At 48.7% G+C, this 12,833-nt stretch carries 11 protein-coding genes; 4 read left to right on the top strand and 7 right to left on the bottom strand.

Annotated features, from left to right (window positions below):
* Positions 1-127 precede the first annotated feature (127 nt).
* From nfsA to BAZ21_RS18860, 6 genes are all read right to left on the bottom strand, one after another.
* A complete protein-coding gene (gene nfsA / locus BAZ21_RS18885; protein WP_068504021.1) occupies positions 128-889 on the bottom strand; it encodes an oxygen-insensitive NADPH nitroreductase in 762 nt (253 codons plus the stop codon).
* A gap of 275 nt (positions 890-1,164) precedes the next feature.
* Entirely contained in the window at positions 1,165-3,630 is a 2,466-nt protein-coding gene (locus BAZ21_RS18880; RefSeq protein ID WP_068504019.1) for a heavy metal translocating P-type ATPase, read from the bottom strand.
* A gap of 116 nt (positions 3,631-3,746) precedes the next feature.
* Positions 3,747-3,947: a copper ion binding protein gene (locus BAZ21_RS18875; protein ID WP_007428461.1), complete on the bottom strand. Its 201-nt coding sequence runs from the start codon at positions 3,945-3,947 to the stop codon at positions 3,747-3,749.
* A gap of 56 nt (positions 3,948-4,003) precedes the next feature.
* Entirely contained in the window at positions 4,004-4,354 is a 351-nt protein-coding gene (locus BAZ21_RS18870) for a metal-sensitive transcriptional regulator (RefSeq protein ID WP_010347801.1), read from the bottom strand.
* 134 nt (positions 4,355-4,488) lie between these two features.
* On the bottom strand, positions 4,489-5,298 hold the full coding sequence (locus BAZ21_RS18865; RefSeq protein WP_068504017.1) for a DUF3600 domain-containing protein: 810 nt from the start codon (positions 5,296-5,298) through the stop codon (positions 4,489-4,491).
* Entirely contained in the window at positions 5,288-5,854 is a 567-nt protein-coding gene (locus BAZ21_RS18860; protein ID WP_068504334.1) for a sigma-70 family RNA polymerase sigma factor, read from the bottom strand. The genes BAZ21_RS18865 and BAZ21_RS18860 overlap by 11 nt, the downstream gene beginning before the upstream one ends.
* Before the next feature lie 281 nt (positions 5,855-6,135).
* Here BAZ21_RS18860 and BAZ21_RS18855 point away from each other — a divergent pair, with 281 nt between their 5' ends.
* Positions 6,136-6,594, top strand: coding sequence for a hypothetical protein (locus tag BAZ21_RS18855; RefSeq protein WP_068504016.1), 459 nt, complete (start codon positions 6,136-6,138; stop codon positions 6,592-6,594).
* A gap of 72 nt (positions 6,595-6,666) precedes the next feature.
* Here the strand turns inward: BAZ21_RS18855 and BAZ21_RS18850 are convergent, their stop codons facing one another.
* On the bottom strand, positions 6,667-7,896 hold the full coding sequence (locus BAZ21_RS18850; RefSeq protein ID WP_068504014.1) for a multidrug effflux MFS transporter: 1,230 nt from the start codon (positions 7,894-7,896) through the stop codon (positions 6,667-6,669).
* A gap of 218 nt (positions 7,897-8,114) precedes the next feature.
* Between BAZ21_RS18850 and BAZ21_RS18845 the strand changes: the two genes are divergently transcribed.
* From BAZ21_RS18845 to BAZ21_RS18835, 3 genes are all read left to right on the top strand, one after another.
* Positions 8,115-8,708: a DUF5317 domain-containing protein gene (locus tag BAZ21_RS18845; RefSeq protein ID WP_068504011.1), complete on the top strand. Its 594-nt coding sequence runs from the start codon at positions 8,115-8,117 to the stop codon at positions 8,706-8,708.
* A 282-nt stretch (positions 8,709-8,990) separates the two neighbouring features.
* Entirely contained in the window at positions 8,991-10,841 is a 1,851-nt protein-coding gene (locus BAZ21_RS18840) for a bifunctional diguanylate cyclase/phosphohydrolase (protein ID WP_068504008.1), read from the top strand.
* 248 nt (positions 10,842-11,089) lie between these two features.
* A complete protein-coding gene (locus BAZ21_RS18835; protein ID WP_068504007.1) occupies positions 11,090-12,802 on the top strand; it encodes a copper resistance CopC/CopD family protein in 1,713 nt (570 codons plus the stop codon).
* Positions 12,803-12,833 lie beyond the last annotated feature (31 nt).

Genomic DNA, 12,833 nt, shown 5'->3' with positions numbered 1-12,833 from the left:
AAAAGCAAAGAACCTTCGGTTACGCATCATAAGCCGCGTAACCGAAGGTTCTTTGTATTTTCAAACCTATATAGAGAGCTTCATAAGTCCTATATAGGCTTCTGCTTTATTTAATGGCGCTCTATCTTTATTGCTTCAAAAATCCCTTTTGCTTCAAAAATCCCTTTTGCTCCAAAAATGGCTTCAACTGCAACCGTGCAGGCTCAGTCAGTCTCGCCGCCATTTGTTCAGACCAAGGAGTAGATCGTTGACCGCCCGTACGCTCCTTCAAATATTCAGCCGATGTGTGATCATATAGCTCCACAGCCTTCATCGTCTGATTTTTGTCGTAGCCGTTCATGTGCAAAACACCGGACAGCGGAAGACGTGGACGCAAGCCCGTGTCCTGATCCGGTACGCCGATACACATACCGAACACCGGATATACCAGTTCAGGCAACCCTAACAGCTCGGATACCTCAGCTATTTTCGTACGGATGCCCCCAATGTAGACGATGCCCAAGCCAAGTGATTCAGCGGCTACCGCTGCATTTTGTGCAGCTAACGCGGCGTCAATGGTCGCAACTGTATAATTTTCGACGGAACCTTCGTAGGAAGACTGGCCTGGCTGATGGTGAACTGTGACCTGCTTCAAGCGATATAGATCTGCACACCATACCAGAAACACCGGGCATTGCTCAACGTAAGCCTGACCCCCCGCCAGCTCAGCCAGCTTGGTTTTCAAAGCAGGCTCTGTAACGGCAATGACGGTATAAGCCTGCACATTGCTGGACGAGGAAGCCATTTGGCCAGCCGCCACAATAGCTGCGAGCTGCTCGTCGGTAACGGCGTCTGACTTGAATTTTCGTACAGACCGATGATTCATCAACAAGGAAATCGTATCATTCATGACTGCTTCACTCCTAATCCATAATATCTGTGTCAAGCTGTGCGTACACGAAGAAGTTCTTGCATGTTTGCATGGCACTCCTACAAATATTATGAAACTTTCGCGGTTGATAAGCAACCTAAAGCGATATAAGGTAACAGCAGGGGCTAAAAGAACCAAGCATAACAAAAAAGCAAGCACGCTGAAAATCAAATCAGACGTACTTGCCCCAACACCAATTTTGTCACGCTCCAGATGATTCTGGTGCTCGTATCCCGCCTAATTCATCATTGCAATTACAGCTTCACCCGCTGGAGACGCAGCGCATTCAGCACAACCGAAACAGAGCTGAATGCCATGGCTGCTCCAGCCAGCCACGGAGCGAGGAAGCCCAAGGCAGCAATCGGAATGCCGATTACGTTGTAACCGAGCGCCCAAAACAGATTCTGGCGTATGTTAGTCATGGTCCGGCGGCTCATTTCGATCGCGTCGGGAATGCTGTTCAGGTTGCCGCGCATGAGCGTGATATCGGCGGCCTCCATCGCCACATCCGTACCCGTGCCCATCGCCATTCCAATATTAGCCGTGGCCAGTGCAGGCGCATCGTTGATACCATCGCCTACCATCGCTACGATCAAGCCCTGTTCCTGAAGACGTTTCACCTCTTCAGCCTTGCCCTCAGGCAGCACCTCCGCCAGTACCCGCTCAATTCCGGCCTCGGCGGCTACCGCCCGCGCGGTCCGTTCATTGTCGCCTGTAATCATGATGACTTCAATATTCATCGCCCGTAGACGGGCAACGGCCTCCCGTGACGTTTCTTTGATCGTATCCGCCACGGCTACCAGTCCGGCATAGGAACCGTCCACAGCGACCAGCATCGCTGTTTTACCAGCGCTCTCCAGTTCATTCATATGCAGCTCGGCGGACTCAGCTATCGCGATACCTTCCCTGCTCATCAATCGGCGTGTACCCGCAAGCACCTGCTTGCCCTCCACATGAGCCTTCACACCGTAACCCGGAATATTTTCAAAATCTGTCGGCTCCACCAGCTCAATGCCGCGTTCCACAATCCCCTTTACAATGGCTTCCGCCAGTGGATGCTCTGAGCTTTTTTCCGCCGCACCGAGACAACGCAGCAAATCCGTTTCAGCCAAGCTGTCCTCTTCGACAACAACATCCGTCAGTACCGGCTTGCCGTTCGTAACCGTACCTGTCTTATCCAGTACCACCGCGTTGATGGAACGGGTCATTTCCAGATGCTCGCCGCCCTTGAATAGAATGCCATATTCTGCGGCACGTCCCGATCCTGCCATAATGGACGTTGGCGTAGCCAATCCGAGCGCACAAGGACAAGCAATGACGAGAACTGCAATCATTTTCTCCAGTGAACCTGCAAAATCAGACGGTGTCACAAGGAAAAACCAGACGAGAAACGTCATCACGGCAACCGCAACTACAATAGGTACAAAAATACCCGAGATTTGATCCGCGATCCGCTGAATAGGTGCTTTGGAGTTCTGCGCATCCTCCACGACTTTAATAATACGAGCTAACGCCGTATCGCCACCCACACGCTCGGCCTGGATACGAAGTACTCCATTTTTATTGAGCGTGGCTCCTGTGACCGGGGAACCCGCCTCTTTTTCAACTGGAAGACTTTCACCGCTTAGCATCGATTCATCCACTGCCGAGCGCCCATCCACGACCACCCCATCGACGGGAATTTTCTCGCCGGGGCGTACAATAAAGATATCCTTCACACGCACCTGTTCAATTGGTACATCGAGCTCTTGTCCATCACGCACCACACGTGCCGTCGTCGCCTGGAGACTCATCAGACTCTTGATCGCCTCGGACGAACGCCCTTTGGCTACCGCCTCGAACCATTTACCAACCAAAATAAGCGTAATCAGCACTGCGCTGGTCTCATAGTACAGCTCGGGCATAGTCATCACTGGTGTCCCTGTCATTCCTCCCATGTCCTCCATGGCGGCAGACGGACGCAGGGTAAGGTACAAGCTGTAAAAATAAGCCGCAGACGTACCCAGTGCAACCAACACATCCATATTCGAGCTTCCATTTCGAAGCGCTTTATACGCGCCCACATAAAACTGCCATCCAATAATGAACTGGATTGGTGTTGTCAGCACAAGCTGGAACCATGGGTTTAAAAACAGTTCCGGCACATAAATCCATGAGGTAAAGGAAAAATGAGCCACCATCGCCCACAATAACGGAAGCGACAGTATTGCAGACACGATCCACTTCCATTTTTTACGCTGGATATCTTTGCTGCGCACATCCGCTATATGATCCTCAGCGCTCTGCGGGATTGCTCCGTAGCCCAGCTGCTCAATCCTGCTTACCAGATCATCGACTGTAATACTCCCCGCCGCATATTCGACATGAGCCGTTTCCATCGCCAAATTCACCGTAGCGCCTGTCACACCCGGCATTCGATTCAGACCTTTCTCAATCCGGGTTGCGCATGCTGCGCATGTCATACCTGTCACATTCAGATTGGCTTCTTCGCTTACAGTTCCAAACCCAAGAGAAGCAATTTTATCGCGAAAATCAGGGATATCCACCTGCTTCGGATCATACGATATCGACGCCTGCTCCAGCGCCAAATTCACATTGGCCTGGGCCACGCCGTCTATTCGATTCAGACCTTTTTCAATACGGCTAGCGCAGGCGGCACAGGACATCCCTGTAATATGAAGCGTCGTCTGCTTGTCACCGTCGGTCACACGGTTTTCCATGGTAGCTCTCCTCCTACATACCCCACAGGGGTATATTGTGTTCAAAAAGAAAAAGCTCCTGTTATCGAAGCTTCTCCTTTAAAAAACAAATCTCTTCACGCATAAAGCATCTAAAATTAGACAACATCATAGCCTTGGTCTTCAATGGCAGTTTTCAAGGCTTCCACGTTCAGCTTGGACTCATCGTACTCCACAGCCACTTGCTTCGCTTCAAGATTGACCTTGCCGGAAGCGCCGACCTTCTCCAAAGCTCCTTCTACTGCTTTCACGCAATGATTGCAGCTCATGCCTTCTACGTTCAATGTAACTTGTGCCATTTTCTTTTCCTCCTCCGGGGTACTTCATGTACCCGATATGTGTATGGGTATTGCTTTTAACGGATTAGCTTCTTGACCGTAACCAGCAGCTCGTCGATCACTTCCGGCTCTCCTGCCTGCATGCGCTCAATGACACAGCTTTTCATATGCCCTTCCAGCAACAGCTTGCCGACACCATTCAGAGCAGACTGGACAGCCGCAATCTGGTTCAGCACATCATCACAGTAGGTATCCTTCTCGATCAGTCCTTTAATTCCGCGCACCTGACCTTCAATACGGTTCAACCGGGATGTAAGACTGTTCTTGAACTCTGCCGAATGATGACTTTTCCTAACTGTCTTTTCCCCGTCTGTTCCGCAATGATTCTCATGAACTTCATGGTGGGAAACAGGTTGCTCCTCAGCCATACATCAGCCTCCTGTGTTGTGTATATGCCTGTGCAGTACATAGTGCATTTGTTAATATGTTCTCATCATAATATACCCCCATAGGGTATGTCAAGCTTCCAGAAAAATGTCACTCGTTTGCCTTATTTCAAGCCTTACTGATTCTTTCCAAATGAATCAAGTTGATCAAAATAGGGCTGTAGCAACTTTAATTGTTCCTCATAATCTTTTCTTTCTCTTTCAGACAAACGATCTGGATATAGTACGCCATTGGCACCTGTTATGCGGGACGCATGCTCGTAGAACTTGGTGAACAGTACACGAAACTTCACAAACTCATCCTCAGTCAGAACCTTTTTCGCATAGTCCAGCTCGACCTGTAAATGGATAGCTGCGTGGGTCTTTGAATCTGGTGTACCCGTATTGGTAGAATCACCGCCATCTTTTTTACCATCGTTCGTTTGGGTTACCACTTTTCCCTGATTCAACTTGTCAAAATACGGCTCCAGCCTGGCAGATATATGATCGTATTCACGCTGTTCATCTGCACTTAGGCGCTCCTTGTGGAGTTCTCCCTTTTCATCCGTCATTTTCAGATTATAGGCCCCCAGATCTCTCAATAATCCCATAAAAACAGTGAACTCCTCTTTCGTTAAATGTCCCTGCGCCTGCTGCAGCTTGGATTCTACTCTATTATATTCCTCTGGCGATCCTCCCATTTCAATTAGCTTTTCCTGCGAACCATACATTGTATCCGCCAAATAAGTGTAAGTAGCAAAGGCACCTGTTGGAATCAGTAATACGGCTACGAGAAGAGTTATAACAATATACTTTTTCATAGGTTTAAATCCTCTTTTTTCATGCCGTTCAATTTGAACCATAATGTTTTCTTTTAATTCAGCCGGAGCCGATACATGGTCATCACCCTCCCGCATCGCCCTACGTAGTTCTTGCTCAAGCTTCATGCGTCTTCTCCACCTTTCCGATCAGAAAATGTCCCTGCTGCTCTTTCGAACGAAGCTTTTGCAAAGCCGCGTGAATTCGTGATTTCACCGTACCTACTGGTATCTCTAAAATGTTGGAGATTTCCTCTTGGGAATACTCCTGCAAATAGTGCAACACAATGACCTGTTTGAGCTTAAATGAAAGCTGCTGAATAGCATGTAACAACGCATGATTTGCTACCCTGTCCACAATTTCTTCAGAAAAATCATGAGATGTATGAAATTCGAGTCTTTTGGCTCTGCTTGTGATTCGCAGCCTCATCCATCGTTTTCTCCGGTAAGCCCGGATCTGGCGCATAACAACTCCCATTAGCCAAGGCTGAAAAGGACGTCTTTTGTCGAATTGCTCAAGTGATTTATATACATGAATATAAATTTCCTGCACCACATCATCAGCATCCACTTTCTCTTCCAACAGAAAATACACTGATCTATAGACTGTATGAATCGTGTGATCATACAGTTCCCTATAGGCTTCGCGATTGCCAGCCAGCGTCTCCGTAACAAGAGCAATCATCGGATCATCCTTTGTCAACTTGCCCACCTCCTTGCGTTGTCCAATCCTCATCTCCCCCTCTCTTTCATCTCACACTATATATTGGCAGGAAACCGGAATATCGTTCGATTTTTTGACTCAACAACAGAAAAATAGTCTCTTCATAATCATTCTTTTGTAGGGACTACTTTATTGGTAATATATTGATATAATATTAAAGTACTATTCCCGCTTGTCTTGTATATCTACCCCAAACGAGCAGTAGTTACAAATCATACATTGAAGGAGCTTGTTAGAAACTAATGGAAATTAAGATTACACCCTTGTTACGGCTTATCCAGGGCCTGCTGTGGCTTAAAATCCTTGTATTAATTATGGCAGGATGTATATTTATTTCAGTTCAGTCGACAGGTGGAGAGTCGGGATTAATCCATATGGCTTCTCGCGCGCTATCCATCACACATCCACTTGAAGGCTCTACCGCTTATATGGTCGGATATGTATTCGGAAAATTGTTCTTTCGATTACTTCCTACAATACTGATCCTGCTATTTATTAAGACAAAAAAGTATAAACTCACTCTTACTTTACTGCTTTTTGTATCTATTTTTGGTTTAAACATAAACGGAATAGACCCTTTGTTTCCCGTTCATATCAGCATGCTTATTTCAATTCTAGTTCACAAACCATCTCGTATGTACTTAAAACAGACACCTTTCCCCGTTAAGGAAGCCGGAGATATCTCGAATGTAGAACGGTAGAAAAAACTCCCATCGACTGAAATGGTTCACGTATCAGTCCATGGGAGTTTTTCAGTTCAAGTTTGCCTTATTTCAAGCCTTCGCGCGCGCTTCCTTGGCAAGTACCAGAAAGCTTAGCAGCGCACCGATGTCTGCAATAGCGATAACGACCGCCATGGGTACAGGTGTTGTGCCGCTACCCAGGCCTACTAACGGTGAAGCGATGGAGCCAAGCAGCAGAGGCAGCAAACCAAGCATGGCGGACGCACTGCCGGCGGAGCGCTGCTGGCTCTGCATCGCCAATGAAGTCGTCGTTGTACCTACGATCCCCACGCAGGAAACGACAAAAAACATGGGGACTAGAATAGCAAACAATTGCCCCCCGGTAAAAGCCACGGTAAGCAAGCTGATCCCGGCTACAGCCGCAATCACCAAGCCCGACAAGAGCAATTGCCGCTCGTTGAAGCGGCCCACGAGTCTGCCAGTCAGCTGGGAAAACAGCACAATCCCCAAGCCATTCACCGCGAAAATGATACTATACGTCTGAGGGGAAACCCCGAAAATATCCTGAAGCACGAAGGGCGAGCCAGCGATATACGCGAACATTGCCCCTGTAATGAGTGCCTGCGAGAAGGCATAGCCCATAAAGCGGCGATCCGCAAACAAATGACCAAGCGTACTCAGCGTCTGCTTCAAGCCACCGGATGAGCGTCGATTAACAGGCAGCGTTTCCGGCAAGCCGAGCACGACGGCAATCAGCATAGCCACACCGACCAGGCAAAGCACCATGAACACACCGCGCCAGGAAACAAAGTTCAGAATTACCCCGCCCAGCACTGGTGCAGCAATGGGAGCCACGCCATTCACCAGCATGAGCAATGAAAAAAAGCGCGTCAACTCTTTGCCTGAGTATAGATCACGCGCCACAGCTCTGGAGATTACGATTCCCGCTGACCCGGTGAGTCCTTGAACAAAACGAAGCGCAATGAGCACACCGATGTTCGGCGCAAATACGCATAGTAGCGAAGCAGCAGCGTACAGAATAAGCGAGATGACCAGTGGCCCTCTGCGGCCTCTGACATCACTAAGCGGACCAGCAACGATCTGGCCCACTGCCAGTCCCAGCAGACAGGCTGTCAAACTAAGCTGCGCCAGCGAAGTGGTCGTGTGCAGATTGTCAGCTAATGTAGGTAATGAAGGCAAATACATATCTATGGACAAGGGTCCAAAAGCACTCAATGCGCCCAGGACAAAGGCAATCCATAAAATTCGGGATTTGGTCATGTCCCCGGCAGCCATTACCGTATTGGAAAACCGGTTCATAATAAGAATCATCCTTTTCACAAAAAAAATAAAATATGACTTCAATATATTATGATATCATTCATTTCGTTCTGCTTCGAATAATTTCACGCTAATCCGCGATTTTTTTTGAAAACTGCTATATATCAGGCAGGAATTTACCAATTTCAGGTCGAATTATACTGTATCCAAAACACGCGATTCAAAACAAAAAAATTTATGGAATCTGGAGAATGATAATGGTCTATGATGGAGTGCTGCTGGGTCTCATTGTAGGTCTGCTCCGAGGAGGCTGGCGGCAAAGTCTGATCCGTTTCAGTCAAATTCGCCTCATAGCCGGCTGGATGTTCCCTTTGCTGCTGCTGGTGCAGTTTATTATTTTTTATGCCCAGGAAAAATGGGCTTGGCTGGCGTCCATTAACGGATATTTATTTATGGGCATCTATGTGATTGGATTGATATTTCTCTGGCTGAACAGACATCATAAGGGATTCGGGCTTATTTTCATCGGTGTACTGTTGAATTTTATCGTCATGGCGGTGAATGGCGGCAGGATGCCGGTCTCATTGAGCGCTTCGGAGGTGCTAGGTCCCTATTATACAGACATGCTTAAATCTGGAAGCGTCATCTCGAAGCATTATATGATGGATGCGAGCACGCATTTATCATTGCTTGGTGATATCATCCCCCTCTCCAAGCCCTATCCCCGCACGCAGGTGATTAGTATTGGAGATGTCGTCATGAACTTCGGGATGTTCCTGTTTATCCAAAGCGTTATGGTCGTGAACAAGAAGAAGGATAATCAGCAAGAAACCAATCCCCGTCACGCCTAGCGCGTACCTTATTCCAAGGAAGGGAGGGAATCCTATGAAAAACTTGAAATATTCCCGTGTGATTATCAATGCTATTATCGTCGCTTCTGTCGTAATCGCTTTGACTTCCGGTTACAAAATCGGAGGCTAGTCACCGATAAGAAAAAAAGGAAGCACAGGCTCAACAAAACAGGCTGGATTCCGGCCTGTTTTTTCATGTGAAATTTCCGATTACAAAATTGTAAATTATCCCATTCACCCCTGGTAGCTTTGACATCTAGATACGACAAGGCAGGAGAAGAAATGATGAGTATATTAAAAAAGCTGCAAGAACGGGTTACCGCGACGGGAGTATACGTGTTTCTCATATGTACGGCAGGCGTGATCGTCCTGTTGTATACGAACCACTGGTCCTTTTTGCACTATTCGACAACAGAGTGGGTCACGATCTATTCCCTATTGGGAGCAGTTCTGATTCTGGAGCATTTTACCTTCCAGCTACCGCCAGCCAGTAATAAGCAGTCCATGGATTCCTCCGTGTACCTTGCTTGTATTTTTGTGCATGGCATCGAAATTGCCATTCTGGTTTTGCTGTTCAATGCAATCATTGCCGCATTCCGGCATAAAGAGCTGTCCTGGTGGAAGCATACCGTCAATTTTTCCATTTACGCACTCTCCATTTTCCTGTCTTCCATCGTATTTGAACTAAGCGGCGGGACGCAGGGGGCTTTGGACCAAGAGCATTTTGCAGCCTACCTGCTCGCGCTAATCTGCTACTTTGCGGTGAATACAATCACGCTGGGGATCTACTTTTATATCGCATACAAAGGGTCCCTAAATGAGTTGAAACAGGCTTTTGTGGCTGAATCCCTGCTCGTATATTTATGTACCCTCATCCTGTCTCTGGTGTTGACTACGTTGATGTATTACAACGGCATTTTGGGACTTCTGCTGGTCCTTGGACTAAGCATGCTCCTGTCTCACGCCTTCAAGCAGATGTTCACGATGTATCGGGAAATTGAGGAAAAGGCCAACATGGATCGCAGAACAGGACTATATAATCACAGCTACTTTGAAAATACACTTGAAGCCGAACTGGATATATGCAGATCTCAGAACACTCCTCTCAGCCTGGCTCTGATTGATATTGATGACTTCAAAAAATACAATGATCACTTTGGCCACCTCAAAGGCGATCAGTTGCTGGGATTCCTCGGTGATTTTCTAAAAAAAGAAACCTCTGGTACCCACATCACTGTATCCCGTTATGGCGGAGAAGAATTCACCCTGCTTATGCCTGACCATACCGCTGAACAAGCCTACGAAATCGTTAATGCCATCCGAAAAAGGCTGAATGACTCCCGCTACGAGGGCGTGGAAATTTTCCCGCACGGCTGCTTGTCCTTCTCCGCCGGCATTGCACAAAGCCGCATCGACATCTACGACAAGTCACAGCTGGTCGATCTGGCAGATAAAGCACTGTACTACGCCAAGAAGCAGGGAAAAAATATCGTTCATATACATGGCAGTTTAAATGAAGTGGAACGTGAAGTCGATCTGGGACAGGATATTCGTGATATTGAACAGCAGCTTAATCTGTTTTTGTACAAGGATATCAATACCTTCAAGCATTCCAAACGGGTTTTCAGATATGCAGCAGACATGAGTGAAGTGCTTCAACTCGGCCCGGAGGACAAACGGCGTTTTGCGTTAGGTGCTCTCATTCATGACATTGGAAAGCTGGAAATCCCATGGAATATCCTGAATAAAAAAGAGAAGCTCTCCTGTGAGGAATGGCAGATGGTGAAAGCACATGTCACGTGGGGCAAACGAATTATCGAGGCGAACGAGCGATTCATAGATCTGGTTCCTTTTGTGGAATTGCATCATGAACGCTATGACGGGGGAGGCTATCCGTTCGGGTTTAAGGGTGAGCAAATTCCCCGGTTGTGTCGGATGCTGACGATTATCGACTCTTTTGATGCAATGACGACTGAACGTCCTTACCAACCCACCAAAACGTTCGAGGAGGCCATTGAAGAACTGCGCGCCTGCTCAGGCAGCCAATTCGATCCCGAGCTAACGGCTATTTTTATCCACTATATTCAGCATAAGCAACCTGCTTTCATGGATTCCATGGAAACAGGTCTCTAACTCTCCACAGGCTTAGCCTCGTCGCCCCTACCGCCAGAAATCGTCCAGATTTCTACATCGGTAGGGGTTTTCATATGATGAACACATACAAAATGCTGTTTATTTCAAATTTCATATAAATGTCATAATTCGCTCCATCTATTTACGCTGTATGGACTATGATAGATAGAGATTGAATTGTCTGTATAAAATGTTACAAATGAGGATATCCTCGCTTCAAGTAATCGAGAGAAGGTGACTTCACAGGCATGTTGTATCTGTCCAGGCCAGCTCGCGTGGCTTGCCTTCTATTGCTGTGCCTACCGCTTCTTATCCTGTTTCCTCGCTCATCATGGGCTCATGCATTTGTCATTGAATCCAGTCCGACCGAAAATCAGGTGTTGGACAAGTCGCCTTCACAGGTGAGCATCACCTTTAATGAGGATTTGCAGTCTGCCTTTATGTCGATCAAGGTGACCGATGAAGCAGGCAAGCGAGTCGATACAGGAAAAGCACAGCTCAACCCGGAACACAAAGCCACCATGGAAATCAAACTGATTCCGGGGATGAAAGCTGGAATTTACACCGTTAATTGGAGAGCTTTGTCCGCAGACGGACACCCGATTAATGGAGTTATTCCCTTTCAAGTCGGTAGCGGTTCCGATGCATATACCAACCAGACTGCCGCATCTGAAGGCTCAATAGCATCACGACTCGACTTAATCGCTGTCCGGTGGTTCCTGTACATCGGAATATCGCTGCTTTTCGGAGCGCTTTGCTTCCGTTTGTTCATCTTGCCAAGCTTATACCAAGGCAAGGGCAATGCGGCAGAGGAGCTTGATCAACGCTCCTCTGCCGCATTGCCCCGCTGGCCTGTGTTGCTATGGATCGGCTATGGCATAACGTCTGCTGCCATTCTGATCAGCCTGCCGCTTCAGGCTTCATGGGATGCGGGGGTTTCCATCGGGGAGGGCTTTACACTCCCGATCCTGGGAGAAGCTCTCCAGTTTACAGGGGCAGGACAAGTCTGGTTCATCCAGATGATTCTCGTACTGCTGCTGAGTGTAACGCTGATTTACACGTTGGATCACAGCATTTCCATCCGGCAGCGCCGTCTGTGGGGCTACAGCTCTGTGATCCTGACGCTGATCGTCATGCTGTCCAAAGCCTTTGTCGGCCATCCGGCAGCGGCGACCCATCCGGCTCCGGCCATCGCCGCGGACTTTGTCCACCTGGCGGCCGCAGCCTTTTGGATCGGCTCACTTGCCGTCATGGCCGTGTGCCTGCCTGTTGCCGGCGTAGAGCTGCCCGTGTCGGAGCGGACAGCTCTGCGACAAGCAGCCCTGCGCCGCTTCGCCGGCTGGGGCATTGCCATGGTGGCTGCGCTGCTCGCCACCGGTATCTATGGAGCCGTGCTGTACGTCCCGGCTCCCTCCATGCTGCTGAACACGTCCTACGGACTCGTTCTGCTCGGGAAAGCAGCGCTGCTGCTGGTCATGCTGGCCTTCGCGGCCAGCCAGTTCCGCAGCGCACGGCAAGCGGCCGCGACCCGGCGGGCCGCCATAGGGTTGCGCACCGAGCTGTGCGTCGGCCTGCTCGTGCTGCTGCTGGCTGCGCTGCTCACCCACCTGTCCCCTGGTCAGGCACCCGCTGTACCGTTCGAGGAGACTCGCACGACAGGCGAGTATAATGTGACGCTGGCGGTCAGCCCCAATGCTGTGGGCAGCAATGAATTTAAGGTAACCGTTCAGGATCGCAAAGGGGCTGCGGTTTCAGGAATTCAGCAGGTTACATTGACGCTCGTTCCGGCAGATCCTGACAAAGCTCGGCAGGAATTTGTCCTCCCCGTGAAGCAGCAGCCCTTCCGCAGTCAGGAATTGATGACCGCCGAAGGAACGTGGGTTGTCAAAGTACACGCCCTGACGGCATCTCTTGATGCAATAGATGCTGACTTTACCCTGCACGTAGGCGGGAAAAAATAATCATTTTATGACTTCAGGATTTTGCAAAATC

Source organism: Paenibacillus kribbensis, assembly GCF_001705305.1.
GTDB lineage: Bacteria > Bacillota > Bacilli > Paenibacillales > Paenibacillaceae > Paenibacillus > Paenibacillus kribbensis_B.
Note: the sequence above shows the minus strand (reverse complement) of the source record. Positions and strands in the feature narration are given on the sequence as shown.

Coding starts and splice junctions, on each gene's coding strand:
- nfsA (WP_068504021.1), bottom strand. CDS start 889: ATGAATGATACGATTTCCTTGTTGATGAATCATCGGTCTGTACGAAAA.
- BAZ21_RS18880 (WP_068504019.1), bottom strand. CDS start 3,630: ATGGAAAACCGTGTGACCGACGGTGACAAGCAGACGACGCTTCATATT.
- BAZ21_RS18875 (WP_007428461.1), bottom strand. CDS start 3,947: ATGGCACAAGTTACATTGAACGTAGAAGGCATGAGCTGCAATCATTGC.
- BAZ21_RS18870 (WP_010347801.1), bottom strand. CDS start 4,354: ATGGCTGAGGAGCAACCTGTTTCCCACCATGAAGTTCATGAGAATCAT.
- BAZ21_RS18865 (WP_068504017.1), bottom strand. CDS start 5,298: ATGAAGCTTGAGCAAGAACTACGTAGGGCGATGCGGGAGGGTGATGAC.
- BAZ21_RS18860 (WP_068504334.1), bottom strand. CDS start 5,854: ATGATTGCTCTTGTTACGGAGACGCTGGCTGGCAATCGCGAAGCCTAT.
- BAZ21_RS18855 (WP_068504016.1), top strand. CDS start 6,136: ATGGAAATTAAGATTACACCCTTGTTACGGCTTATCCAGGGCCTGCTG.
- BAZ21_RS18850 (WP_068504014.1), bottom strand. CDS start 7,896: ATGAACCGGTTTTCCAATACGGTAATGGCTGCCGGGGACATGACCAAA.
- BAZ21_RS18845 (WP_068504011.1), top strand. CDS start 8,115: ATGGTCTATGATGGAGTGCTGCTGGGTCTCATTGTAGGTCTGCTCCGA.
- BAZ21_RS18840 (WP_068504008.1), top strand. CDS start 8,991: ATGATGAGTATATTAAAAAAGCTGCAAGAACGGGTTACCGCGACGGGA.
- BAZ21_RS18835 (WP_068504007.1), top strand. CDS start 11,090: ATGTTGTATCTGTCCAGGCCAGCTCGCGTGGCTTGCCTTCTATTGCTG.